Genomic DNA, 26,723 nt, shown 5'->3' with positions numbered 1-26,723 from the left:
ATGAAAATATACAAGAGTTGTTTAATAGCATTCACTGCTTTAATAGCTTCAGTTGGGTTCGCTCAAGAAGGTATGCCAGTGTATTCAGATTATTTAACGGATAATTATTATCTCATCCATCCTTCAATGGCTGGTGTCGCTAATTGTGCTAAAGTACGTTTAACAGCAAGACAACAATGGTTTGGGGTTGATGATGCACCAAGCTTGCAAACATTAAGTGCTCATGGTAGAATTGGGGATTCTCCATCTGCAATAGGCGCTATTTTATATAATGATAAAAATGGCTACCACTCCAATACAGGTGGTTATATCACTTATGCGCATCATCTCATGTTTTCGCGAAACGAGGTAGATTTAAATATGCTTTCTTTTGGTCTTAGTGCAGGTTTTATTCAGTATAAATTGGACGAAACGGATTTTTTGGCACCGGGTGAGTTTGATCAGTTAATAGCAGGGATAGAGCAAAGTGCAACAAATTTTAATATCGATGTAGGGTTTTCTTATCACTTCTTGGACTTTTATGCCCATGTTACCGCGAAGAACATTTTAAAGAACGATGGTATAAATTTTAATAATGGCGAATTTGCTTTTGATAATTTAAGAACCTATTTAGCTTCTGTTGGTAATGTGTTTCATAGACTTGGAAGCGAGTGGTCGTTTGAACCATCAATAATGTACATGTATAGAGATGCAACTGAAGAATCAACCATTGATATTAATGCAAAGGCTTACAGAGAAGTTGATTTTGGTACTGTTTGGGGTGGCTTATCGTATCGTCGTAGTTTAGATGGTGCAGAATTTAGCGACGGTTCAGGAGTACAAAACCAAAAACTACAATACTTTACACCATTCATCGGGGTAGATTATAATCAATTTGTATTTGCATATACCTATTCTTATCAAGCAAATACCGTGAATTTTAACACTGGTGGCTTCCACCAAATTACGTTAGGTTATAACTTTAACTGTCGGCGTGATCGGTACGAATGTAAATGCCCTGCAATTAATTAAAAGCTTAAGTCCCAGTTTTGGGACTTTTTTTGTGCTGTACTTTATTTAATAAAAAATCAAAATGAGTGAGTTGTTACTTTCAATTCGTGAGTTCGACGTTGTAATGTATAAGCATCGCTATTTTTTAACTTTTATACCAGTAAATTTGATTTCGTGATTTTTTTTGACCGAATAATGTATGTAAGTTTAGGTTTTAAACAATTATTGAACACATTGAAATTTCGTACTAGACACTTAATTTTTGCTTTTGCATTTTTTGTCATATGCCCAATTTACGGGCAAGCTGGTCTTCAAGATAATGAGGAGAACAAGCTCTTTACTGTTAGAGGTTCTGTGCGAGAGAAGTATTCTTATGAACCAATATCCAAAGTTAATATTGAAGTTACTGGCGGTGATTATTCAGTTACAAGTTATGATGGTAATTTTAAGATTAAGGTAAAGATTGGAGATGAGTTAGTAGTAAGACACAAAGATTTTCAAACGGTCTATTATACCATAAAAAATGATGACCGCATTATCATTGAGGTCGAGCCAGAAGAACCAGAACCAACAAGAAAAGAGATTCTTCAACAAAAATCACAAAGTTTTAACCAGCTTATGGATTCCGCACAAACCTATTTAAAATTAGATGCTGAACGCAGTATTAAGTTTATAGCTGACGCTTTGGACAATAGTATTTCGCAAAACCAAAGTGCAGAGGCCTATGAAGTTCTAGGGGATATCTATACACATTGGAAACAAAACGACTTAGCCATTAGCAATTACCGAATAAGCCTTCAAAATATAAAGGCGACATCCACACAACTTAAATTGGCTAAGGCCTATACAGATAACAAAAACTACCAAGAAAGCATTGAAACCTATTTAGAAATAAAAAAAGCCAATCTTTCAGAGCTTCAAAAAGTAGAATTGTATGAAGGTCTTGGAGATGCTTATGAAAAATCAAAAGATTATGATAAAGCATTGACGGCATACAACAAAGGGCTTTCCATATCTGAAGCACAACATTTTAAATCGAAAGAGACAGACCTCAATTCTAAAATTGCAAAAACATACACAGAAACAGGGAATGTGGACCGGGCAAAGGACTTTTATGGCAATTCACTTAGACTAGCATCTGAAGTTAACCAAAAAAGGGCTGTAGAAGAAAAAGTGACCGTAGCGGAATTCAATAACGTCAGTAGAAATTATAATGACGAAATTGAATTAAGAAAGCAGGTTGTAGACGCATTACCAGAGCTTGAAAAAGATTCTGTTATCGCCAATGAAAGTAACATAACACCCCAAAAACAAAACTATAAAATTGGTACGGCATACTACCTCAAGGGTGAAAATGACAAGGCAATTCCGTTTTTGGAGAAAAGTATTGAGGAAGCCGATAACCGTTCCGATTTAATTGTTAAAAAGGACGGCTTAAAAAAACTGACAGATGTCTATAAAAGTTCTGGGGACTATGATAATGCACGATTAAAATTTGAAGAGTACATAAAGGTTGTGGACGAGCTTTATATTAAAAAAGAACAAGAGTTGGCACAGGCCGCACGGTTTGCTAAGAACCTTGTGGAAAATCAAAACCGAATAACCAGCTTAGAAAATGAACGCCAACTTTCTAAAAGTAGATTTGAATTGGCAGAGCAAAAGAACAGAAATCAACAAATAATCATTTATTCGTTAATAGGCGGAATAATTCTGATTAGTATAGCAGGATTTTTCACTTATAAGTACATAAAGCAGCAACGATTGGCCAACAACCTATTAGCTTTAAAATCCCTAAGAAGCCAAATGAACCCGCATTTTATTTTCAATGCACTCAATTCAGTTAATAGTTTTATAGCCATCAATGACGAAAGAACTGCCAATAAATATCTCTCTGACTTTTCATTTTTAATGCGTGCAGTTTTAGAAAATAGTGAGGAAGATTTTATCCCTCTACATAGGGAAATAGAACTTATTGAACTGTACACCAAATTAGAGCATTTTAGATTTAAGGATAAATTTGAATATACCATAACTGTGGACGATAAAGTAGATATTGATGCTTTTATGATTCCGCCTATGTTATTACAACCTTATATCGAAAATGCAGTGTGGCATGGATTGAGGTACAAAGACAGTAAAGGTCATTTAGGAATTCGTTTTAAATATAAAAATGAAGACGAAATAGAAATTCACATTTCGGACGACGGTATAGGAAGAACAAAATCGAAGGCTTTAAAAACTGAAAATCAAAAGCAACACCAGTCAAAAGGCTTGACCAATATTAAAAAACGTGTTGCCATATTAAATAGAATGTACAAGGACAAAGTGGATGTTAGTATTTCGGACTTTCAAGATGTTGGTGATGTAGGTACTTTGGTGATTGTGACTTTAAAAAAAGACTAAGAATTATGGAACTAAAAGCTATTATAGTTGAGGACGAAGAAGAAAGTAGGTTAATCTTAAAAAGCTACTTAACTAAATATTGTCCCAATGTATCTATTTTGGGAGAAGCCGCCAATGTGGATGAAGCTTTGATTTTAATCCGAAATAACGATTTGGATCTTGTGTTTCTGGATGTTGAAATGCCCTATGGAAATGCTTTTGATCTTCTCGATAAATTAGTGACTGTTGATTTTGAAACAATCTTTGTAACTGCCTACAATAATTACGCTATGGAAGCATTAAATGCCCATGCAAGTTATTATTTAATGAAACCTATTTCGATAGATGAACTCATTAAAGCTGTAGATTATGTTACAGACATAAAGAAGAAAGAAGAGGCTTTACAAGGAGAGGTTTTAGTGCCTAAGACTAATAATGTTAAAGGAAAAATCACATTGCCACAACAAGATGGTTTTGAGGTTTTGGAAACATCAGATATATTATACTGTAAGGCAGATGACAATTATACTGAGATTTACCTCAATACCAATAAGAAGAAATTAGTGAGCAAAACGTTGAAATATATTGAAAACGCTTTGTCCGAGGGTAATTTTGCAAGGGTCCATAAAAGTTATTTGGTTAACGTTAATGAGGTGGTAAAATATGTGAAGGGAAAGGGAGGAAGTGTTATACTTAGTAATGGAAAGGAAATCTCTGTTTCTGCCTCTCGTAAATCTGAATTTTTATCTTATTTTAAATAAAAAGTATGCCAATTATAAAAACTGTTAAGGGGAAATACCCCAAAATTGAAGACGATTGTTTTATTGCCGAAAACGCCACTATTGTAGGAGAGGTTTCTATAGGTAAGCAATGTAGTATTTGGTTTAATGCTGTTGTTAGAGGCGATGTTCATTATATAAAAATAGGGGACAAGGTTAATATTCAAGATGGTGCAGTTATCCATGCCACCTACCAAAAATCACCAACTACAATTGGTAATAATGTGTCCATTGGTCACAATGCAATTGTCCACGGTTGTACCATTAAGGATAATGTGCTCATTGGTATGGGAAGTATTGTTATGGATGATTGTATTGTAGAAAGTCATAGTATTATAGCAGCAGGATCAGTTGTTACAAAGAATACTGTTGTAGAATCAGGATCTATTTATGCTGGTGTTCCTGCTAAAAAAGTGAAAGATATTGACCCTAGTTTAATTACTGGCGAGATTGATAGAATTGCCAATAACTATGTAAAATATTCTGGTTGGTTTAAAGACCATTAATCCTAAAAATCGAGATAGTCGACAGGATACTTATTATTAAGAATATCTTTTAGAATGGCTATATCCCCATTTGAAAAAAACTGAATATTAGCCTCTTTTACAGAGGTATTCAACAAATTTCTTCCTTCTAAAATAGCTTTTGTTTGTTTTGCAACTGCTAATCCCGAATCAATAATTTTTACGTGGGAAGGGAGCATTTCCTTTAGTATCGGAATTAAATACGGATAGTGGGTGCAACCCAAAACCAAATAATCTATATCTGCCTCAATCATCGGGCTAAGGTATTCTTTAAGCAGGGCTTTCATTTGAGGGGAGTTTGTTTTGCCAGTTTCAATCAGTTCAACAATACCTTCCCCAACACGTTCAATGACGGTAACATCCTTAGCGTAAATATCAGAAGTTTTATGAAACAAAGAACTACTAAGTGTTCCTCTAGTGGCTAAAATCCCTACGTTTTTGGTTGCCGAATTTAAAGAAGCTGGTTTTATGGCCGGCTCAATGCCAATAAAAGGAATTAAGTATTTGGATCTTAAATATGAAATAGCATTCGTTGTGGCCGTATTACAAGCAACGATAATAAGTTTACAACCTTTTGAAATAAGCAACTCTGTATTCTTAATACTAAGATTTAAAATATCGGTTTCGGACTTTATGCCATAAGGCGCATTTTTACTATCTGCTAAATAGATCATATGTTCTTGAGGCAAAAGTGCATGCACCTCTTTAAATATGGAAGTTCCCCCAATACCCGAATCAAAAATACCTATAGGTGCTTTACTCATAGTGTAACAAAAGTAAAAAGCCACTTTTATAAAAGTGGCTTTTTAAATATATTTTATTTAAAGAATTACTGAATGCCTAATTCTTTCTTTACATCAGCCATAAGGTCTTTGCCATCAGCCATAATTAAAGTTGATGCATCCAAGACGTATTCAAAGCCTTGAGCTCTAGCTACTTTCTGGATAGCTTCTCTCGCTTTTTTAGTAATTGGCTGTAACTTGTCATATTCTAATTTAGACATGTTTTGCTGTGCGTCTTGCTGATATTGTGCAATGCCTTGCTTTATACCTTCAACCTCTTGCATACGCTCAGTATTAACCGCCTGTGTTTGGTTTGGTGCTTCAGCATCGTATTGTTTCAACTTAGCCTCTAATTCTTTCATTGAAGCCGCGATTTCAGCTTCGTATGTTTTTCCTGCTTGCTCTACTTCTGTTTGCGCTGCTTTATATTCTGGCATAGCTTTAATCAATTCTTGTGTATTGATATGTGCAACCTTAGATTGTGCTGACATAAAACTTGTGGCACCTAAAAATAATGCGGTAGCAAATAGTAATGATTTTAAATGTTTCATTTTTAATTTAGTGTTTCGTGTTATAATAATTAATTGTTATTCTCTCCTTCTTTTGATTCCTTAGCTTTTTTAATAGAATCGTTCTTTTTTACTTGCGCTTCACGCTCTTCGCGTGCTTTTTTTCGTTCTTCGGCAATTTTCTTTTTACGGTCTTCTAATGCTTTTACCCTTGCAGCTCTGTCCTTTGCGGCTTGTTCTCGCTTCTCTTTTAATAACTCTGCTCTGGTCTTAGGCTTTTTTGAATCGGTAGAATCCTTTTTTACCTCAGCTTTTGCCTTTGTAGAATCTACTTTGGTTTCCTTTTTTGTGGTTTCAGTTTCTGTAGAATCTTCTTTTGTTTCCCGAGCTTTTCTGGCATCTAAAACTTTTTGACGTCTTGCTTCTGCTTCTGCCTTTTTAGCTGCTCTTATAGAGTCTTGTTGCTGTCTTCTTTCTTCTAATGCCTTTTCTCTTTCTGCACGTTTATCCTCAAGTTCTTTTGCCCGTTGTGCTTTTCTATCATCCAAAGCTTGAGCACGTTCATCTTTTTCTTCATCAACTTCAGGAACTATTTCTTCTTCCTCTAAAGCTCTACGTTCTTGTCTGCTTTCTGCTTGCTGACGATTAGATGCTCTTGTAATGGTTCTTAATACTTGCTCACTAATATCATAACGTTCTGCTGAATACAGCATTACAACATCAGCTGATTTATCGAATACAAAATCAAACTTTTTGTTCTCTGCTATTTCTTGAACCGCAGAAAAAATCTGGTCTTGTATGGGTTGAATTAATTGACTACGTTGAATAACCATATCTCCGTTAGGGCCAAATCGCTTCTGTTGGTAATCAATAATTTCTGCTTCTTCATAAGAAATATCTTCAAAGCGCTCATCATAAAGTTCCTTAGTCAACAAAACTTTTTCATTTTCCAAGGCTGCTTTTTTCTGCTCTACTTCGCTGAGACGTTTTTCAATTTCAGATTTCCAATTCGCAATCTTACTATCTAATTGAGTTGCTGCTTCTTGGTATTCTGGTACATTCTGAAGTATATATTCCGTGTCTATATACCCAATTCTAACCCCGCGTTGTGCGTTGGCTGAGAAATGCATAAGACCTAAAATTGCCAATAAATAAAGAACTCTAAATTTCATCTCCTAAATGTTTTAATTTATTAGTACATAAAGCGTACTTCTTGTACTTCAAAATAACGAAATATATTTCTAAAAATTTTAACACCTAGTTGAAATCCTTATTTAGTAGTTAGAAAATATCGTGCCAAAGTTAAAATTGTTGTCCAATTATAAAGTGGGTTTCCCATCCATTTTTAACAGTCGAACCTGGAATCGGGTCAAATCCGTGACCAAAATCGATACCTAACAGTCCAAATGCAGGCATAAATATTCTAAGGCCAATACCAGCAGATCGCTGCAAGTTAAATGGATTAAAATCCTTAAAACTATTTACCGACGCACCTCCTTCTAAAAAGGTAAGTCCATAGATTTTTGCTTGTCCTTCTAAGGTGATAGGGTAACGCAATTCTAAAGAGAATTTATTGTAAATTGATCCTCCATCACCACTTGAGAGTGATTGGTTTGGATAACCACGCAACTGAATTACTTCTCTACCATCCAACGCAAAGTTACCAAGACCATCTCCACCTAAGAAAAAGCGTTCAAATGGAATGATACCTCTATCGTTATTGTATGCACCCAAGAAACCAAATTCAATACTTGGACGTAAAACTAATTTATTCGTGATTTGTGTATACCAATCTCCTTTAAACTTAATTTTATAAAACTCCAGCCATCTAAAGCGTTCTTGATCTACATCCGCTAGAGTTTGTGTTTGTTCTTCAGTTCTATCTTGTGGAGCAATAGCGTTTATTTCATCACTTGTCTCTCTCAAGGCTTTGTAGTCCACATCGTTGAACAAGGAATATGGCAACGAAAATTTTGCTGACACTGAGAAGTTAGATCCACCTGTTGGGTAAATAGGATCTACATTGGTGTTGTTTCTCGTTAATCCAATGGTGTAGGATAAGTTGTTCGATGTACCGTTACCAAAGTTGAAAAGACCTGTAAAGTAATTTTTTAAATCGTAATTCTGATAACTCAACGCTTGTGATAATAAGAAGTAATCATCTGGTTTCTTTAAACGTGTTGAAAGTCCAACCGTTATACCTGCAATATTAAAACTTTGGTCCTTGTCTGCTCTACGTGTCAACGGGTCGAACCTAAATTGTCTAGAATAGGATAGGGAGGTTGACAATTGAAATGGCTTTTTACCACCTAACCACGGTTCAGCAAATGAAAAACTAAAGGTCTGAAAGAATTGACTTGCTTGAAGACGTAAAGCTAAACTTTGGCCATCTCCTCTTGGGACTGGCTTATAAGCTTCGCCATTAAAAATATTCTTTATTGAGAAATTATTAAAAGACAAACCTAAAGTACCAATGAAGCCACCACCACCATAACCACCTTGCAATTCAATTTGGCTAGAGCCTTTCTCTACAACTTCGTATTCAACATCTAATGTACCATCGACAGGGTTTGGATTTTGGATGTTTGGTGTAATTTGCTGCGCATCGAAATACCCTAATTGCCCTAATTCTCTAATCGTTCTAATGATATTTGCCCTACTGTATAATTCCCCTGGACGTGTTCTGATTTCACGATAGATCACATGGTCATTAGTGACATCATTTCCTTTTACAGTAACGTTGTTAAAGTATGCAGGTTTACCTTCTGAAATACGAATTTCTAAATCGATAATATTACCATCTGCGCTAACTTCAACGGGATTAATAGTAGAAAACATATACCCGTTATTTTGGTATAAATTGGTAAGGTCTAAAGCATCGGGCTTGGTTTCATCAGCAATACGTTTTCGCAACTCAACACCATTATAGGTGTCTCCTTCCTCTATTCTAAGTATTGCTGCAAGTTGCCTATCTGTATAAACAGTATTACCAACAAAATTAATATTACCAAAGGTGTATTTTTCTCCTTCTTCAACCTTAATATCTAAGGCTATAGTTTTTTCATCAATATAAATGATAGAGTCTGAAATAATCCTTGCGTCACGGTACCCATTTTCTTTGTATTTATCAACAACACTCACCAAATCTTCTCTAAAATCCTCTTCTACATATTTAGAACGCTTCAAAATCCTTAAGGGATTAAGGCTTTTTTGCTTTGTGTTCTTCATGGCTTTTCTGAGTTTTTTATCCTTGATTTTCTCGCTGCCAATAAAGTTGATGTCCTTAATTTTTACTTTTTCCCCTTTATCAATGTTAACCAACATATTAACACGAAGTTTTTCAATAGAATCATTGGTAACTTCTCGTGTGGTAACATTAACTTTAGTATTTAAAAAGCCTTTTTTCTTGTATTTGTTTGTGAGGTAATTACGAGTTGTGGTCACTAAGTTTTCAGTAACCTTTGCTCCTTTTTTAAGTTCATTTTCATCAATGATTTCCTCTTTCTTACCTTTTTTAATCCCCTCAATACGAACATCATTTAATTCCGGAAGATCCATTAAGTTAATTTCAAGGTCTGTAGAATCACCTTGTACATTAACGAAATAAAAATCAATAGCGCTGAACAAATTAGATTTCCATAATTTCTTAACGGCATCCCCAATCTTTTCTCCACCAACTTCTATTTCATCTCCTTTTCTTATGCCAGAATAGGCAATAACGGTTTGTGGGCTATAGGTGGTGTTACCGGTTACAGTAATGTCCTTTACAAAATAGGTGTCGCCCTTTTTGATTTGTTGAGCGGATATTGAGAGTCCAAAACACAAAAAAATAAGCGTTAGGTAAAAAGGGTTGAATGCTTTCAAAAAAGTATAGTTAGGTAAGTTGTTCGCTTGTTTTTCCAAATCGTCGTTCTCTATTTTGATAATCTATTAGCGCTTCGTATAGATTATGCTTCTTAAAATCTGGCCAAAAAATATCCGTAAAATATAACTCAGCATACGCAATTTGCCATAATAAAAAATTGCTGATTCTTTGTTCACCACTGGTGCGAATCAACAAATCTACATCTGGTAAATTTTGCGTGTAAAGATGCTTATTTATAATCGATTCATCAATATTTTCGGGCGAAATTATATTATTTTTAACTTTAACTGATAATTCCTTTATAACATTAACAATTTCTTCACGAGATCCATAGCTTAAGGCTAATGTTAATGTCATGTGCTCATTATTTTTCGTTTTTTCTATAACATATTGCAGTTCTTCATAAGCTTTTTTTGGCAGGTCTGAGAGTGCCCCGATCGCTAAAAGTCTAATATTGTTATCCTGAAGGGTTTTAATTTCCTTTTTAAGCGACTTCACTAATAGTTTCATTAGTGTTTGCACTTCGAGTTTTGGTCTCCTCCAATTTTCAGTAGAAAAAGCATAAAGGGTTAGGTTTTTTATCCCTAGTTCAGCACTGGCCTCAACCGTTTCCCTAACGGATTTAGTCCCGTTTTCGTGACCAATAACACGCATCAACCCTTTTTGTTTTGCCCATCGGCCATTGCCATCCATAATAATGGCAACATGCTTAGGTAATAGGTCTTTATGTATTTGGTCTTTTAAATCCATTTAAAAATTGCAATAACAAGGGCGTTGCCCAAAGGTATAAGTTATGGTTATTCCTGTAAACATATACCAATCATTACTATTAATATTTCCAAAGGCGAATTGCTGTCTAAAATCGGCATCTGGGTTATTGCCATCGATTTCATCAGTAAATGTGTAGCGTGCACCAACTTCAGCAGCTAAAATTAAGTGAGGGCTTACCATGGTTTTATAACCTAAAGTTATTGGGATGCCCACAGCCCAGCTTTTGTCATTTTCAGGACTAATTGTTCCTGTATTATCAAAATAAAAATTCTCGAATTGTGCAAAACTAATACCGCTGTAGAGATATGGAGTTCCTTTTGTTGCTATATCGTGCTGGTCAAAATCAAAGAAGTTAAACTCTAGTCCAGCAGATAATTCTAATATATCATTTTCAAAACTGTAATCTCGTTGTTGTCTTCGGGGATCATCAGACTTACGGTCTAGACCTTCTAAATTAGTATATATAGCTGATATTCTATAAGTGTGTCTTGGGCTTCTGTTCCATTTACCAATAAGTCCAAAAGCAGCTTGATTTGGCGAGATGTATTTAGCGGAACCAACATCGCCGATAAAATTACTGCCACCAGCAAAAACCCCGACTTCATAAATCTGGGAACTAACGGTTTGAATGCCGATTACACTTACTAAAATCAGGAATAAATACCTCATATGTTTTTCAAAGTTTGCAAATATAACAATTAAGACGGGCTATCCACAATTTGGTATAAATTGTCTAACTGATAAACAGTAAAGACACTGATTTATTGTCTAATTTCGACGATCTTCACCCCAAAGAAGTTTTTTCCTTAAAGTATCTATAAAGCTCTCATTTAAAAGTTCTACCATATTAATCTTAAAATCTGCCTTTTTTATAACAACCGTCGAGGTATTGGGTAAGGTTATTATTCTTGAATCTAAGGACATTAAAAATTGATCTTCACGGCCATCAACCTTAAAAGATATTTTTGTTTTATCAGGAATAACTAATGGTCTTGCATTGAGATTATGAGGTGCAATTGGTGTAAGCACAAAACTTTTTGCCTGAGGCGTTATAACTGGTCCTCCACAACTCAATGAATAGCCTGTAGAACCTGTTGGTGTAGAAAGAATAAGCCCGTCTGCCCAGTACGAAGTAAGATACTCATCATCGAGATGGGTCTCAACGGTAATCATAGAGGTTGTGTTTTTACGGCTAATGGCAACTTCGTTGAGCGCAAAATTGATATGGCCGATGGATTTATTTGTCGGACTCGATGCCACACTTAATAAAGAGCGTTGAGAAATATTGTAATTGCCTTTAAAGATTTGCTCTAAAGCATCTTCAATTTCTTCGTTCTGAATGGTTGCTAAAAATCCTAACCTACCAGTATTGATACCTACTATTGGTATGCCCAAGTCCTTTACAAATGTAATGGCCCTTAAAATAGTACCATCCCCACCAACACTAATTAAAAGGTCGAAGGTATTGTCTAAAGTTTTGAATTTGTTAAGAGCTGTATTTTCTTGAATGGTTTTAGGCAGGGTTGTTGTAAATTCAGTTTCAATAAAAATGGAAGCATTTTTAGATATTAGGACATCAATTAGCGTTTTAACCGCTTCTTGTGTTGCTTGTTTCACATAGTTTTGACCGTAAATCGCTACCTTCATAACTCTTAAATATTAAGATATTTATTGAGATATTTAGAGCGTTCTTCCAAGCTTTTTAAATAGCTGTCTTCTTCATGTCCAGAAACAATATTATAACTGTAGCGCCTAAATGTTTGAATAACTTCATTAATAGTAGTGTTGCCAATTTTTAAGGTGACTTGAACCATGTCATTTCCCATTTTTGAAATAAATGCTCCTAAAATTTTAGCATCATTAGACTCGGCTATTTGGCTAATCTCACTAAAGGAATAATCCTGAATTCCTTTTTCAACAATTAAAATGCCACCCGGCTCCGCAAAAAATGGAGTTTCATTAAACAAATGAATAATGTCGTTAAGCTCGTAATAGCCCAGATAATTATTCTTGGCATCTAGAACTGGCATAATATTACAGTTGTTTTGGGCAAAGACCTCTAATACATCAAGCCAATTGGTGTTCGGCCTTACAAAGAAACCTTCCATGGCATAATTACAGTCTTTAATAGACTCTGCTTTTTCGAAACAATACGCGTCATTTTCAGAGATACAACCTAAGTAAATACCATTGTTTTCAACAGGAATATGCGAATAGGTCAACTGATTAAAAACCATTTGAACATCACTGATTTTGTCATTAATGTTTAAAGGCTTAATATCATTTATTATATAATCTTGTAACTGCATAATCCGTGGTTCTGTGTCCTGCAAATTAATTAAAATTAGGGATAAAAAGCGTATTCATCTTTGTATTTTTGTGATTCAAAAGATGAGGAATGACCAAGTTAAGTGTTAATATTAATAAGATTGCAACATTAAGAAATAGCCGTGGTGGGGATGTGCCCAATGTTGTGCAATTCGCAAAGGATGTGCAACGTTTTGGTGCTGAAGGCGTCACCATTCATCCAAGACCAGATGAGCGTCATATAAGGTATCAAGATGCATATGATTTAAAGTCAGAAGTCTATACAGAATATAATATAGAAGGCAACCCCATTGAAAAATTTAATGCTATGGTTATCAAAGTTAAACCTACACAGGTGACTTTAGTGCCAGATGCCGTTGATGCCATCACTTCTAATGCGGGCTGGGATACTATAAAGCATAAAGATTTTTTGATTGATGTGATTTCAGAATTTAAGAGACACAATATAAGAACGTCTATTTTTGTTGACCCAGATTTAAAGCAGATAGAAGGAGCTAAAGCCACAGGGACAGATAGAATAGAGTTATATACTGAAGAATTTGCTCATCAGTATAGCTTAGGAAATAAAAAGGCAATACAACCTTACATAGATTGTGCTCAACTAGCCAATGAGATTGGATTAGGGGTTAATGCCGGGCACGATTTAAGTTTGGATAATATTCAGTTTTTTAAAGAGAATATTCCGGGACTTTTAGAAGTCTCTATCGGGCATGCACTTGTTGCTGAAAGTTTATACTTGGGGGTTGAAAATGTTGTTCAAATGTATTTGCATAAGTTGAGTTAGAAAGCCATTTGTTGATTGAGGTCTTAAACTGAGTTTACCGAAGTGCTCTCGAAATCAACAAAAAGAACATTGTGGCTTCGAGAGCCTCAGTGACCTTAGCTCAATTTAAAAATCATTCATTATCAAAAATTAATATGATTTTACATTCTAACATAATAGGAAAAGGAAAGCCTTTCATCATTCTTCACGGATTTTTGGGGATGGGTGATAACTGGAAAACTCTAGGAAAGCAGTTTGCAGAATTAGATTATGAGGTGCATTTGGTAGATCAACGCAACCATGGAAGAAGCTTTCATGCCGAAGATTTTGATTATGAGTTAATGGCTGAGGATCTAAAAGCCTACTGTGAGCATCACGGTATTAAACAATGCGTACTATTGGGACATTCTATGGGAGGCAAAACAGCCATGCTGTTTTCAGCACTATATCCAGAGTTAGTCGAAAAATTATTGGTAGCAGATATTTCCCCACGGTATTACCCTGTGCATCATGATGCTATTTTAAAGGGGTTGTCACAGCTCAATTTTTCAGAATTAAAAAGCAGAGGAGATGCAGATGATTCACTTTCTAATTATGTAGAAGATCCTAGTACACGTATGTTTTTGTTAAAAAACCTGTACTGGGTCGAAAAAGGGAAATTAGGGTTACGAGTTAATTTAGATGTATTACAAGACAACGTTTCAGAAGTTGGGGAAGCTCTGCCCATTCATGCCATATTTGATAAGCCAACATTGTTTTTACGTGGCGATCGCTCGGAATATATTGGAGATTCAGATGAAGACATTATTCATCGTCATTTTCCAAATTCTGATATAAAAACCATATCAAATGCTGGGCATTGGCTACATGCAGAGAACCCTGATGAGTTTTATAAGTCAGTGGTAACTTTTTTAAAAGATTAGATTCTATAATTATTGATTATCTTGTAATGCAGAATAAATAATTAGTCGTCAGTTCGAGTGAATTTTATGCTTTTAAAGCATAAAATTAGTATCGAGAACTATGTTAGGGTCTCGATACAATTTTTTATCAAAAATCACTCGACCTGACGTTAGAATATAATTAATAAATCAATCTCAGTTATGAATCTTATCATTCGCTTGTTGCTTAACGCAGTTGCCGTCGTTGTTTTGGCACATGTCTTAAACGGTGTGTCTGTAGATGGTTATGTCACAGCCATTATTGTAGCCGTGGTATTATCAATTTTAAACTTATTGGTAAAACCAATTCTGGTTATCTTAACACTACCTATAACCATTGTTACTTTAGGACTGTTTTTGTTGGTCATCAATGCACTCATTATTCTTTTGGCGGATAAACTAATAGATGGTTTTGGTGTGTCTAGTTTTTGGACGGCTTTACTTTTTAGTGTCCTTTTATCTATACTTCAATGGCTGTTACAATCTATCTTTAAAGAGGATAAAAAGTAGCTCATAACCAATCATCTAAAACTATTGTTGGGTTGTAAAAAAATATGTATTTTTGCAGCCCAATTTTCATATAAGAAAACAATGCAAATTACAAGAGAGAACATCGATGCATTAAATGCAGTTGTTAAGGTTGATATCGCTAAAGAAGATTATAGCGATAAAGTTGAAAAAATATTAGTGGATTATCGTAAATCTGCTAACATCCCTGGTTTTAGAAAAGGCCATGTGCCAATGTCTATGGTAAAAAAGCAATATGGTAAGGCCGTTCTGGTGGATGAGGTTAACAAATTAATACAAGATGCCTTAGGAAAATATTTAGTGGAAGAGAAACTAGATGTTTTGGGTAATCCATTACCAAAACCTCAGGATGACTTAGACTGGAATTCCGATGCCTTTACTTTTGAGTTTGAATTGGGATTATCTCCAGATTTTGAGGTCAACCTTAAAAGTAAAAAAGCAATAACACATTATAACATTGTTGCTGATAAAAAAATGATTGACAATCAAGTTGAGCATTTACAGAAGCAATATGGTAAAATCATTTCTCAAAACGAGGTGACTAAAGATTCTGAAGTTACGGGAACTTTCGTCAACGAGGAAAAAGAGATTAATAACAGTGCTACAATCACGTTAGATAAACTAAAAGGAAAAACAAATCCTAAGAAACTTATCGGTGCTAAAGTTGGTGATACCATTGAGTTAAAAACTAAAGGATTGTTTAATGACGATCATGACTTAATGAACTTTCTTAAAGTATCTCACGATGATGCTCATGGTTTAGATATACCAGTAAGCTTTACAGTGACTGAAATTAACGAACGCGAACTTGCTGAATTAGACCAGGAGTTTTTCGATAAGTTATTTGGTGAAGGTAAAGTGACTACGGTTACAGAATTGAAAGAAAAGATTAAAGAAGATTCAGAAAAACAATTCAAACAACAAGGAGACCAAAAGTTGCTGAATGATGTTACCGAATATTTAATCGAAAGCACAACCTTCGATTTACCAGCTGACTTTCTTCAAAAATGGATGCAAACTGCAGGTGAAGAGCCAATGACAGAAGAGCAAGCCAAGGAAGAGTATGAGAAGTCTGAAAAAAGCATGCGTTACCAATTAATCGAAGGTAAGCTAATTAAAGAGCACGATTTACAGGTAAAATTTGAAGAGTTAAAAGCGTATGCTGTGGACATGATTAAAGGTCAGATGGCACAGTTTGGTCAAATGAACCCTTCAGAAAAAGAATTGGATGATATTGCAGCGCGTATATTAGGAAATCAAGAAGAGGTAAAGCGTTTGACAGAGCAATTGATGAGTCAAAAACTATTGAGTTTCTATAAGGAAAATGCAAACCTTAAAACAAAAGACATCACTTATGATGATTTTGTGAAAGAGTTTTACAGTTAAGCACTGTATAAATTGAGTTAACACTCTTTAAAAAAATGAGTACCTTTAAGGCGTGAAATTGAAAAATTTTACGCCTTTTTTATAAGTATTATATCTTATAAACCCTGTCATTTCGAGCGTAGTCGAGAACATGGAAGTTTTTAAACCATAAACATTTCGACTACGCTCAATGTGACATTTGCTTAATATTATTTCATTAATAAAAAAAGTATATTAAATATATGGATTACGGAAAAGAATTTGAAAAGTTTGCTACCAAGGATCAGGGCATCAATAGTAATTATTACGATAAGATTATTAAGAGCATGTATCCGACCAATTTAACACCAAATATTATTGAAGAGCGTCAGATGAATGCAGTTGCAATGGATGTCTTTTCAAGGTTGATGATGGATCGTATCATTTTTTTAGGTACAGGAGTTAATGATCAAGTGGCTAATATCATCCAAGCACAATTGCTCTTTTTACAAAGTGCTGACGCTTCAAAAGATATTCAAATCTATATCAATTCCCCTGGTGGCTCTGTGTATGCTGGGTTAGGTATTTACGATACTATGCAGTTTGTAAAACCAGATGTTGCAACAATTTGTACAGGTATTGCTGCTTCAATGGCTGCAGTGTTGTTAAGTGCAGGTGAAAAAGGAAAGCGTTCTGCTTTAAAACATTCTAGGGTTATGATTCACCAACCGATGAGTGGTACTCAAGGTCAGGTTTCAGATATGGAAATTGCATTAAAGGAGACCTTAAGAATTAAGGAGGAATTATATAATATCATTTCAAAGCATTCTGGCAAAAACTACGATCAAGTTGAAAAAGACTCTGACCGTGATTATTGGATGCGATCAGAAGAGGCTTTGGCGTATGGAATGATTGATGAAGTTTTAGAGCGAAAGTAATAGCGATAACCTTCGACTAAATTTTTAATACAATAAAGAATAGAAGTTTTGGGTTTTATACCCAGAACTTTAAATTATAATTATGGCAAAGGAAGAATTAGAATGTTCATTTTGTGGTAGGAAAAAGCCAGAAACCAATTTACTGATTGCTGGGCTAGACGCGCATATCTGTGATCGTTGTATTGAGCAGGCTCATGGTATTGTTGTTGAAGAATCCAAGGAAAGCAGCAATTCTGAGTTAAGTGCAGAGTTAATGTTACGTAAGCCAAAAGAGATAAAATCATTTTTGGACGAATACATTATTGGGCAAGAATATACTAAAAGAGTGATGGCTGTTGCTGTTTATAATCACTATAAGAGATTATTACAACCACCAACTGATGATGATATTGAAATCCAGAAGAGTAATATCATTATGGTAGGTCATACAGGAACAGGTAAAACATTAATGGCAAAGACCGTAGCGCGGATGTTGAATGTGCCATTGGCAATTGTTGATGCCACCGTATTAACAGAGGCAGGCTATGTAGGTGAGGATGTAGAGAGTATACTAACACGTTTGTTACAGGCGGCAGATTATAACCTCGAAAAGGCTCAACGCGGTATTGTTTTTATTGATGAAATTGATAAAATTGCCCGTAAAAGCGATAATCCTTCGATAACCCGTGATGTATCTGGTGAAGGTGTGCAGCAAGCATTACTAAAACTTCTAGAAGGCACAACAGTAAACGTACCACCAAAAGGAGGGCGTAAGCATCCAGACCAAAAATTTATTGAGGTCAATACCGAGAACATCTTGTTTATTGCTGGCGGGGCTTTTGATGGTATAGAGCGTCATATCACTAAGCGATTAAACATGCAGGCCATTGGCTATAGTTCTATTAAATTAGACAATGATGTTGATAATGACAATGTGCTTCAATATATTATCCCAAAAGATTTAAAGGATTTTGGTTTGATTCCAGAAATTATTGGCCGTCTTCCAGTATTGACCCACATGGATCCATTAGACGCCAAGACACTTAGAGCTATATTGACCGAGCCAAAAAATGCCATTATTAAGCAGTATAAAAAACTGTTTAAAATGGACGATATTGAATTTTCAATTACGGACGGTGCTTTAGAGTTTATTGTTGAAAAGGCTATAGAATATAAATTGGGAGCAAGAGGATTACGCTCGCTTTGTGAGGAAATCTTAACAGATGCGATGTTCCATTTGCCTGGTACAGATAATTTAGAACTACAAGTGACTAAAGAATATGCTGAAGAAAAGTTGTCCAAATCAACTTTAAAGAAGCTTAAGGCAGTTTCTTAAGACATTATAATCCCCAAAAAAAAAGAAGCCACATCTTTCGATAGTGGCTTCTTTATATTGCTATTGGATCAATTTTTAATATTGCAAAATGTGTTATACTAGTTTTATAGGGCTGATAACGTCATTGCTATACAGTAAATATAGGTTCATAAGTACGTTACTTCATAATATTAGTTTAACTTTTGGATAAAGCCACCTATTATCTCGTTGTAAAAAAATGTGATGTCAATTTTTCCGATGAAACTATTCAGAATTAGCATTAAGTTCTAAAAGTTCTTCAACGTAATCCCTAGAATTTGATAATCGTGGCACTTTATGTTGACCCCCAAGCTTATTCTTTTGCTTCAGCCAGTCATAAAATAAATTTTGTCTCGCATTATGAATCTTTGGTTTATTCAATGTCATATTATTGTAGCGCTTAGCTTCGTAGTCTGAGTTAAGTGACTGCAAGGCTTCGTCAAATAAGGCCTCGAACGTTTCCATATCTTCTGGAGCAGTTTTAAATTCAATAATCCATTCGTGTGCCCCTTTTTCCTTGCCTTTCATAAAAATCGGAGCAGCAGTATAATCTACAATTTCCGTAGCTGTTTGTTTGCACACTTTTTTGAAAGCATCCTCTGCATTTTCTATGATTAACTCTTCTCCAAATGCATTGATGTGGTGCTTGGTACGACCCGAAACCTTAATTCGGTGAGGGCTTAAGCTCACAAAACGAATGGTGTCACCTATTTTGTAGCGCCATAAACCGGCATTGGTTGTAATAACCACAGCATAATTGACGTTGAGCTCAACTTCAGAAAGCGGTATCACTTTTTGAGAAGGTGAATTATAGGTGTCCATTGGAATAAATTCATAAAAAATACCATAATCTAACATCAGCAATAAATCACCAGAATAATTTTGATCTTGTATAGCAAAAAAACCTTCTGAAGCATTATAAATTTCATAATACTTAAACGATTTTGAAGGTAAAATAGAGCGGTATTGCTCTATGTAAGGGTTAAAGCTGACTCCGCCATGAAAATACACTTCAAGATTTGGCCAAATATCAAAGAGATTGTCTTTACCAGTAGTCTCCAAAACATTGTTTAATAATACTAACATCCATGAAGGTACACCTGCAAGACTTGTTACATTTTCGTCAACTGTCTCTTCAACTATGGCCTGCATTTTGGTTTCCCACTTGCTCATTAGGGATACTCTACTGCTAGGGGTGCTACTGAACTCAGCCCAAAAAGGCATGTTGTCTATTAAGATTGCAGAGAGATCTCCAAAAACAGTTCCGTTTTCTTTGTACAGTTCCTTACTACCTCCTAACCGTAAACTTTTGCCCGTAAATAACTGAGCCTCTTCGTTATTGTTAAGATACATGCACAGAAGGTCCTTACTCGCAGCATAGTGGCAATCTTCCAAGGACTCCTGGCTTACCGGTATAAACTTGCTTTTTGCATTTGTTGTGCCGCTAGATTTTGCAAACCATCGGATAGGAGCGGGCCAGAAGATATTATGTTCACCTCGGCGAGATCGCTCTATTGTAGATTGTATGATTTCGTAATTTACTATGGGAAGTCGATCCGAAAACTCCCTATAGGTTTTAATCGAAGCAAAATCGTACTCTTTTCCAATTTCAGTATCCTTAGCTTTTTTCAAAAGATTGAAAAGCAATTCGTTTTGGACCTCGTTAGGGTATTTTAAAAAAAGATCTATTTGGTGAAATCGCTTTTTTAAAAACCACGAAGCAATAGAATTTACTATAGGAATTGGCATGGATTGGTTATCTTTACGAGCCTAAAAATAAGAAAATTCTTTTATGGTATATCAAGGTGTCCTTACTAAAATGCAAACGGAGTTTTTAGATCCGATTGCCTATTATTTAGTGTTTGAAAATGATTTTATAAATATGAACCAAGTTATCGGTCAAACCATTGATTTAAAACACATCGGATATCAATGCTTAAGTTGTGATCTCAACAAAATTATTTATCGTCAGGGTTTTTGTAAAGATTGTTTTTTTGATAAGCCTGTTGCTGGGGACTGGATTATGCGGCCAGAATTAAGTACTGCTCATTTAGATAAGGAGGATCGGGATTTAGACTATGAAAAAAAGGTACAATTGCAACCGCATATCGTCTATTTGGCAAATTCAAGTAATGTGAAAGTGGGAGTGACCAGAAAAAGTCAAGTGCCAACACGTTGGATAGATCAAGGCGCACACGAAGCTTTAGAAATTGTAGAAGTGCCCAACCGTTATTTAGCAGGCATTACCGAAGTGGCGTTAAAGGACCATGTGGCTGATAAAACCAATTGGAGAAAAATGCTACAAAATGATATTGAAGATTTAGATCTTGTAGAGTGGAGAAACAGGTTAAAACCTTTTATACCAGATGAGGCAAAGGATTATTTTATAGAGAACAATACAGAAACTGAACTGCATTTTCCAGTGAGCCAATACCCAGAAAAACCAAAAAGCTTAAACCTTAAGAAGCAAGAATCATACTCTGGTAAATTAGTGGGTATAAAAGGGCAGTATTTAATCTTTGAAGACCAGACTGTGTTTAATATACGAGCCAATGAAGGATTGGTAGTTGAGTTAGGGGTTTAAATAAAATACAATTTGGCAAACTGAAAAAGGCCGACCGTAAACAATAGGCTTCCTGTTAATTTATTTACTACTAAAGAAACATTAGTAAAACGCTCTTTTATCACTACGCTGAATTTACTGAACATATAGAGTGTGCCTAACTTGCCTAGATAAACACCCAAAAAGAAAAGAAGTAATGCTGGTATTGGTGAGTTGATAGAGAGCATTAATTCATTAGAGTTTAAGATTCCGAATACAACGATCCAGTAAACAAGAACAGGTGGATTAAACAGTCCTAAAACAAATCCTGTAAGATATTTTGAGTTTTTGAATCGAGATTTTGAATCTTTCAGATCTTTTTTTCGTTTCGATTTAAAGAATAGAAATATACCAACCAACAAGAGCAAAGCAGCGATTAAAATCTGAAGCCACTGATTAGTATCTAAAAATTCCTTGACCGCCATATTATAATACAGTGCGTAAAATGATAATAGCACTTCAGCCAGAGCTGCGGTAGTTGCAATTTTTAAGGCTTGTGGGATATTCTCTTTAAGTGTGGTATTAATAACTGCAATATTTGAAGCTCCTAATGGCAATGCTCCTATGACAGTTGCAAATAGTCCGGCTAACAAAAATAAAGCTATCATGGTGTATTGGTAGGGATACACCTTGATAGCTTACAGTAGAACCAAAAAAAAGCGACCTACTGGTCGCTCATTTTTATCTATATATCTTCTTGGTCTCTCAAGTTTTGAATATATGCGGCTTTTTGTATTTCTCGCCTGCGTTTTACAGAGGGCTTTGTAAAGTAACGCGATTCTCTAAGATTTTGCATAATTTGTACATTTCTATGCTTACGCTTATAACGTTTTAGAGCACGTTCTATATTTTCTCCTTCTTTAATTTCTATTTTTATCATGTGTTCGTTTTAATAGTATTATCCTAAGTATGTTTTTAAAATTTTGCTCTTGCTCGTGTGTCTTAAACGACGGATTCCTTTTTCTCTAATCTGTCTTACACGCTCTCTTGTTAAATCATAGATATTTCCGATTTCTTGTAAGGTCATTGGTGGTTGATCACCAATACCAAAGTTTAAACGGATAACATCACTTTCTTTTTCGCTCAAGGTTTCCAAAGCACGCTCCACTTCAACATTAAGCGATTCTTTCATCAACTTTTTGTCTGGCTTAGGCGATTCATTTTCAGAAACGACATCATACAAACTAAAATCTTCTCCATCTTTCAACGGTGCATCCATTGATAAATGACGACCAGAATTCTTAAGAGATTGCTTTACTTCTCTAAGACTTAAGTCCAATTCTGTAGCAATTTCCTGAGCGTTTGGGGGTCTTTGATTAACTTGCTCTAAATAGGCATAGGCCTTATTGATTTTGTTAATCGTCCCAATTTTGTTCAAAGGTAATCTAACTATTCGAGATTGTTCCGCTAATGCCTGAAGAATTGCTTGTCTAATCCACCAAACGGCATAAGAAATAAACTTAAACCCTCTAGTTTCGTCAAAACGCTTAGCTGCTTTAACAAGTCCTGCGTTTCCTTCATTAATTAAATCTGGTAATTTTAAACCTTGATTTTGATATTGTTTTGCAACAGAAACCACAAAACGTAAGTTCGCTGTGGTCAATTTATCTAGTGCAACTTGATCACCTTTTTTAATGCGTTGCGCCAATTCCACCTCCTCATCTGCTGTTATCAATGGTATCTTACTGATGTCGTTAAGATACTTGTCTAATGACTTGTCTTCGCGATTGGTTACCTGCTTGGTGATTTTTAATTGCCTCATATATTATAAATGCTTTAAATTAGTACAACCTACATTATAACGCAATTATTAAGAAAAACAAGCAAAATCTAAATTATTAACAAAAATTGGGAAAAATGAGGGGCTTTTGGCCAAAATTTATTGATTTCCGGTGGTGTCTTTCACCTTTTTTGCCTTTTTCAAAATGTTACCCAAGACGTCCCTAACTCCTTTTTCATTAGGTTTAGTGGCACTAGAATCTTTAGGAGTTTCATTTTTTTGAGCTGTAGAATCTGTTGTTTTTGTAATGACTCCGCCCAATAGGTCTTTGATTTTATCTTTTCCTTTGCCTACTAATTTTTGCTTTTGAATTTCAATCAACTGAGCCGTTAAATCTTTAACTCCGCCTGAAAGGTCTGTAGTTATTTCGGGATTGCTAAATGTGCCAGACACATTTGCGGATACAGGAATTGAAATGTTATTGACCTCTTCATCATTAATCTTTCCGATAAGTCGATTGACTTCACTTCCCAAATATTTAGCCGGTACTTGTAAAGTGACATTGTATTCAATGGCGTTTTGGAAACTATGGCTCCCAGAAACAGTAATAGGAATGTCCTTGTACATAAATTTGAAAGGTTTAACACTCACTTCACCATTTTCGAAACTTAAACTCGTTTTAAGATTGTCGAGGTTTAATTCTTCTAAATTGATAAAATTCAATTTTGATGCTAAACCATTTAATAGTTCCCCTTTTTTACCATCTAAACTTGTTGTAAGAAGTTCTGCTAGGGCATCGCCACTAACAGAGTTTAATTGCGGTGATAAGTCCGGACTTAATGTTCCTTTTAATGAGATGGCCGAATTTAATTTCCCTTTCAAAATTTTAGCAATCGGAGCCAAGTTCTGTAGTAACTCTAAATCTTGGAAGGACTTAGACACATCAAACGAATTAATGCCCAGTTCCATATTGAACGTTGGCACTTCTGTCTTAGTTGAGACATTTCCTTTTAAAGCCATTTGCCCTTCAAAAAGGGAACTGTTCAAATTATTAAGATAAGCGGCTTCGTCTTTTAAAACCAATTGACCCTTTACATCTTTTAAGGTCAGGTTATCATATAAAACAGTATTGGCGTTGGCATTGATGGTACAGTTTAAAAAGGCTGGAATTTTAATAGCACTTTTACTTTCTATTGATTTTGAATTGTTTTCCGTAGCTTCTTCGTCTTCATTGACCATAAAATCAGAAACCGCAAAGGTGTTGCTATTCATGTTGAAGTTGCCTTGAAGGTCTTTGTCACTAAACAAAAACCCAAACAAGTTTTGAATAGACCCTGTTGCAGAAATATCACTTTGGCCTGTCTTGGCAATAAAATTGTTTAAGGTAACTGTTTGAGGGTTAAAAGTCACATCGGCTTTACTGATTTGCATGGGTTTTGCAAGCGCATCTGATGAAAATACCACATTAGATACACTAGCCACACCATCCGTATTAATCCTTTGGTAGGCATTGGTTTCTATGGCGTCCATATCAAAACGAGTCGTAAGGTTCGCTTTTAAGACCCCTGTTAACTCACTTTCGAGATCTATTGGATACGCTTTTGAAAGATTGGCTAAATTCAAAGTACCATCTACTTTGGCATTGACCAACATATTTTCGGTGAGATTTTTAATATGCGCTTCTGACCTAAAATTATCCTGATCAATCCTAAAATTGAATGTGTTAATATCCACGTAGGTGTCTTTAGTGTAGCCAGTTGTGTTTTTTACCGATGCATTAATGCTGATGTCAGAAACTGATTTTGGAAGATCTGGATATTTGAAGGACGCATTATTGGATACCATGTTGATGTCCAATGTCGGAATGGTTTCATCCGAAACAAGACCTTTAATTTTACCATTTACGACGAACTCGCCTGTGGTGGTAATGTTTTCAAGATTTTTCCTGTAGGTTTCAGGTATAATGGCTAAAAAGTCCTTAAAGTCTGATGCTGGATTTTTAAAGCTGATATCAATCTCTTGTCCTTCTTCAACCAATTGCACAAAGCCTTCAAACTGTAAAGGCAAATCGTTGATAAAGCCTTCATTTTCCTTAAAGGTGTATTTATCTTGTTCTAAATCTAAATCAATTAAGGCGTCGAGTTTTATACTGTGGTCTTTTAAATAGTCTGTACTATCAATAGCTAAACTCATCTTAGCCTCAGTGGTGGTTTCCATTTGGGAAATGCCTTCAGAGAAAATACCTTTTCCGTTATGATTAATATCGGTTACATAAATTATGGTTTGGGTGCTTTCATCAAAATAGGTGAAGGCACTATTTTCAATATCATAATTTTTAACATCAAAACTAAAGGTATTAGCCGATTCACTATCAGATTCTTTTAAAATATCATAGTTTACCGCATCATTTGCCTTGGTCTGTATTGCTAGTAAAAGCTCATTTATGCTAATATCATTGACAACCAAAGGTTCTCCGTCGCTCTTAAACAGTTCTTTAATCGGCATATCAAAAGAAATGCGCTTTGCAGAGGCTAAGGTTTCATCTTCAAAAGGGGCTAAGGTTACGATATTAAGATTATCGATACTAACATTTGCTTGGGGAAAACTACTAATAAGACTTAGGCTAACATCGTCAAAACTTACTTTTGCATTCACATTTTCGTCCACATAATTCTGTACAATGCTGTCAATTTTTGATTCTAATATAAATGGAATGGCTACTAATAAGCCGATAACCAAAAGAAGGGTTATACCTAGTATTTTAAATATTTTTTTCATGGGAGTGGTCTTGTGTTGGTTTAAGACTATATATAATGTACGTAAAGTGGGCTTAAAAAGTTGACGTTATCCCTAATTTTATGAATCTTTTAAAGATTGTAACAGGTTTATTTCTTCATTTACTTTCAGTTTGAATCGTTTTCTAAACAGGTAAACCCCAAGATATAAAAAGGGTGTGTCTAGAGCAGCCACTAATACTTTGAATAAAAATCCACTAATAAGAAGTCCTTTAAAACTAGACCATGGTAGCACCTCAAATAAACACAGGAGGCTAATAATTGAGAAGGTGTCAATGAATTGAGACAACCATGTAGAAAAATTATTACGTAGCCACAAGTGTTTTCCCTTTGTTAAGGATTTCCAGAAATGGTAAATACGAATATCAATAAGCTGTGCCAAAAGATAAGCCAACATACTAGACCCAACAGCAATAATAGTTTTGCTAAAAACACTTTTGAAGGTGTCATCGTTAATCGGGGAGTTTGAAATGGCTGGAACAAAATCAGCAATCAGAATAATTGCAACAGAAAAAAGAGAGGCAAAAATTCCGACAATCACAACATCATTCGCCCGTTTTCTTCCGTAGATTTCGCTGATTAAATCTGTAATTAAAAAGGTGATGGGGTAGGGTAAAATGCCCACCGAGATTTCAAAAAGCTTAGACCCAAAAATTTCAATGTCTAGCGGGTACCAATAAAAAAATTTCTGAAAAATAAGGTTCGAAACCACCAAAGAGGTAATAAAAAGGGCTCCGAGAAACAGGTAAATTCTTTGGGCTAATAATTGGTCTTTTGGCTGCATTTAAATTTGTAGATAAATAGTTTTCGTAAAAATAAAGGAATAAAT

Annotated in this window: 25 protein-coding genes; 11 read left to right on the top strand and 14 right to left on the bottom strand. The window is 35.1% G+C overall.

What is annotated here, in order from left to right; all coding sequences use genetic code 11:
- The 4 genes from ACFEMA_RS04025 to ACFEMA_RS04010 all read left to right on the top strand — a co-directional run bounded on the left by ACFEMA_RS04025 (position 1) and on the right by ACFEMA_RS04010 (position 4,657).
- Positions 1 to 1,011, top strand: coding sequence for a type IX secretion system membrane protein PorP/SprF (locus ACFEMA_RS04025; RefSeq protein WP_411766721.1), 1,011 nt, complete (start codon positions 1 to 3; stop codon positions 1,009 to 1,011).
- 213 nt (positions 1,012 to 1,224) lie between these two features.
- Positions 1,225 to 3,393 (top strand): histidine kinase, encoded by a 2,169-nt coding sequence (locus ACFEMA_RS04020; RefSeq protein ID WP_411766720.1) that lies wholly within the window; start codon positions 1,225 to 1,227, stop codon positions 3,391 to 3,393.
- Positions 3,394 to 3,398: 5 nt separating this feature from the next.
- On the top strand, positions 3,399 to 4,133 hold the full coding sequence (locus ACFEMA_RS04015) for a LytR/AlgR family response regulator transcription factor (RefSeq protein WP_411766719.1): 735 nt from the start codon (positions 3,399 to 3,401) through the stop codon (positions 4,131 to 4,133).
- Between the two features lie 5 nt (positions 4,134 to 4,138).
- Positions 4,139 to 4,657, top strand: a complete 519-nt coding sequence (locus ACFEMA_RS04010) for a gamma carbonic anhydrase family protein (protein WP_411766718.1) — start codon at positions 4,139 to 4,141, stop codon at positions 4,655 to 4,657.
- Between the two features lie 2 nt (positions 4,658 to 4,659).
- Here the strand turns inward: ACFEMA_RS04010 and murI are convergent, their stop codons facing one another.
- The 8 genes from murI to ACFEMA_RS03970 form a co-directional block, all read right to left on the bottom strand.
- A complete protein-coding gene (gene murI, locus ACFEMA_RS04005) occupies positions 4,660 to 5,439 on the bottom strand; it encodes a glutamate racemase (RefSeq protein ID WP_411766716.1) in 780 nt (259 codons plus the stop codon).
- Positions 5,440 to 5,504: 65 nt separating this feature from the next.
- Positions 5,505 to 6,008 (bottom strand): OmpH family outer membrane protein, encoded by a 504-nt coding sequence (locus ACFEMA_RS04000; protein ID WP_411766715.1) that lies wholly within the window; start codon positions 6,006 to 6,008, stop codon positions 5,505 to 5,507.
- Between the two features lie 29 nt (positions 6,009 to 6,037).
- Positions 6,038 to 7,138 (bottom strand): OmpH family outer membrane protein, encoded by a 1,101-nt coding sequence (locus tag ACFEMA_RS03995; RefSeq protein ID WP_411766714.1) that lies wholly within the window; start codon positions 7,136 to 7,138, stop codon positions 6,038 to 6,040.
- A 130-nt stretch (positions 7,139 to 7,268) separates the two neighbouring features.
- Positions 7,269 to 9,830, bottom strand: coding sequence for an outer membrane protein assembly factor BamA (gene bamA / locus ACFEMA_RS03990; protein ID WP_411766713.1), 2,562 nt, complete (start codon positions 9,828 to 9,830; stop codon positions 7,269 to 7,271).
- 10 nt (positions 9,831 to 9,840) lie between these two features.
- Entirely contained in the window at positions 9,841 to 10,581 is a 741-nt protein-coding gene (locus ACFEMA_RS03985) for an isoprenyl transferase (protein WP_411766712.1), read from the bottom strand.
- A complete protein-coding gene (locus ACFEMA_RS03980) occupies positions 10,582 to 11,271 on the bottom strand; it encodes a DUF6089 family protein (RefSeq protein WP_411766711.1) in 690 nt (229 codons plus the stop codon).
- 99 nt (positions 11,272 to 11,370) lie between these two features.
- Positions 11,371 to 12,249: an NAD kinase gene (locus ACFEMA_RS03975; RefSeq protein ID WP_411766710.1), complete on the bottom strand. Its 879-nt coding sequence runs from the start codon at positions 12,247 to 12,249 to the stop codon at positions 11,371 to 11,373.
- Positions 12,250 to 12,254: 5 nt separating this feature from the next.
- The gene (locus tag ACFEMA_RS03970) at positions 12,255 to 12,911 is read right to left on the bottom strand and encodes a CBS domain-containing protein (protein ID WP_411766812.1); all 657 of its coding nucleotides are present in this window, start codon (positions 12,909 to 12,911) and stop codon (positions 12,255 to 12,257) included.
- Positions 12,912 to 13,000: 89 nt separating this feature from the next.
- Between ACFEMA_RS03970 and ACFEMA_RS03965 the strand changes: the two genes are divergently transcribed.
- From ACFEMA_RS03965 to clpX, 6 genes are all read left to right on the top strand, one after another.
- The gene (locus tag ACFEMA_RS03965) at positions 13,001 to 13,714 is read left to right on the top strand and encodes a pyridoxine 5'-phosphate synthase (protein WP_411766709.1); all 714 of its coding nucleotides are present in this window, start codon (positions 13,001 to 13,003) and stop codon (positions 13,712 to 13,714) included.
- 134 nt (positions 13,715 to 13,848) lie between these two features.
- Entirely contained in the window at positions 13,849 to 14,616 is a 768-nt protein-coding gene (locus tag ACFEMA_RS03960; protein ID WP_411766708.1) for an alpha/beta fold hydrolase, read from the top strand.
- Between the two features lie 180 nt (positions 14,617 to 14,796).
- Positions 14,797 to 15,144, top strand: coding sequence for a phage holin family protein (locus ACFEMA_RS03955; protein ID WP_411766707.1), 348 nt, complete (start codon positions 14,797 to 14,799; stop codon positions 15,142 to 15,144).
- Between the two features lie 81 nt (positions 15,145 to 15,225).
- The gene (gene tig / locus ACFEMA_RS03950; protein ID WP_411766706.1) at positions 15,226 to 16,548 is read left to right on the top strand and encodes a trigger factor; all 1,323 of its coding nucleotides are present in this window, start codon (positions 15,226 to 15,228) and stop codon (positions 16,546 to 16,548) included.
- 221 nt (positions 16,549 to 16,769) lie between these two features.
- Entirely contained in the window at positions 16,770 to 17,444 is a 675-nt protein-coding gene (gene clpP, locus ACFEMA_RS03945) for an ATP-dependent Clp endopeptidase proteolytic subunit ClpP (protein ID WP_411766705.1), read from the top strand.
- A gap of 82 nt (positions 17,445 to 17,526) precedes the next feature.
- A complete protein-coding gene (clpX, locus tag ACFEMA_RS03940; protein ID WP_411766704.1) occupies positions 17,527 to 18,759 on the top strand; it encodes an ATP-dependent Clp protease ATP-binding subunit ClpX in 1,233 nt (410 codons plus the stop codon).
- A 243-nt stretch (positions 18,760 to 19,002) separates the two neighbouring features.
- Here clpX and ACFEMA_RS03935 read toward each other — a convergent pair whose 3' ends face one another.
- The gene (locus ACFEMA_RS03935) at positions 19,003 to 20,526 is read right to left on the bottom strand and encodes a GH3 auxin-responsive promoter family protein (protein ID WP_411766703.1); all 1,524 of its coding nucleotides are present in this window, start codon (positions 20,524 to 20,526) and stop codon (positions 19,003 to 19,005) included.
- Between the two features lie 43 nt (positions 20,527 to 20,569).
- Between ACFEMA_RS03935 and ACFEMA_RS03930 the strand changes: the two genes are divergently transcribed.
- A complete protein-coding gene (locus ACFEMA_RS03930) occupies positions 20,570 to 21,361 on the top strand; it encodes a DUF2797 domain-containing protein (protein ID WP_411766702.1) in 792 nt (263 codons plus the stop codon).
- Here the strand turns inward: ACFEMA_RS03930 and ACFEMA_RS03925 are convergent.
- The 5 genes from ACFEMA_RS03925 to ACFEMA_RS03905 all read right to left on the bottom strand — a co-directional run bounded on the left by ACFEMA_RS03925 (position 21,358) and on the right by ACFEMA_RS03905 (position 26,678).
- A complete protein-coding gene (locus tag ACFEMA_RS03925; protein WP_411766701.1) occupies positions 21,358 to 21,987 on the bottom strand; it encodes a LysE family transporter in 630 nt (209 codons plus the stop codon). The genes ACFEMA_RS03930 and ACFEMA_RS03925 overlap by 4 nt on opposite strands.
- Positions 21,988 to 22,064: 77 nt before the next feature.
- Complete coding sequence (gene rpsU, locus ACFEMA_RS03920) at positions 22,065 to 22,259, bottom strand: 30S ribosomal protein S21 (RefSeq protein ID WP_411766700.1); 195 nt, start codon at positions 22,257 to 22,259, stop codon at positions 22,065 to 22,067.
- 18 nt (positions 22,260 to 22,277) lie between these two features.
- A complete protein-coding gene (locus ACFEMA_RS03915) occupies positions 22,278 to 23,141 on the bottom strand; it encodes an RNA polymerase sigma factor RpoD/SigA (protein ID WP_411766699.1) in 864 nt (287 codons plus the stop codon).
- Between the two features lie 117 nt (positions 23,142 to 23,258).
- Positions 23,259 to 25,877, bottom strand: a complete 2,619-nt coding sequence (locus ACFEMA_RS03910) for an AsmA-like C-terminal region-containing protein (RefSeq protein WP_411766698.1) — start codon at positions 25,875 to 25,877, stop codon at positions 23,259 to 23,261.
- Between the two features lie 78 nt (positions 25,878 to 25,955).
- The gene (locus ACFEMA_RS03905; protein WP_411766697.1) at positions 25,956 to 26,678 is read right to left on the bottom strand and encodes a queuosine precursor transporter; all 723 of its coding nucleotides are present in this window, start codon (positions 26,676 to 26,678) and stop codon (positions 25,956 to 25,958) included.
- Positions 26,679 to 26,723: the final 45 nt, after the last annotated feature.

Origin of the sequence: Winogradskyella sp. A3E31, from assembly GCF_046720935.1 — a bacterium.
Lineage (GTDB): Bacteria > Bacteroidota > Bacteroidia > Flavobacteriales > Flavobacteriaceae > Winogradskyella.
Note: the sequence above shows the minus strand (reverse complement) of the source record. Positions and strands in the feature narration are given on the sequence as shown.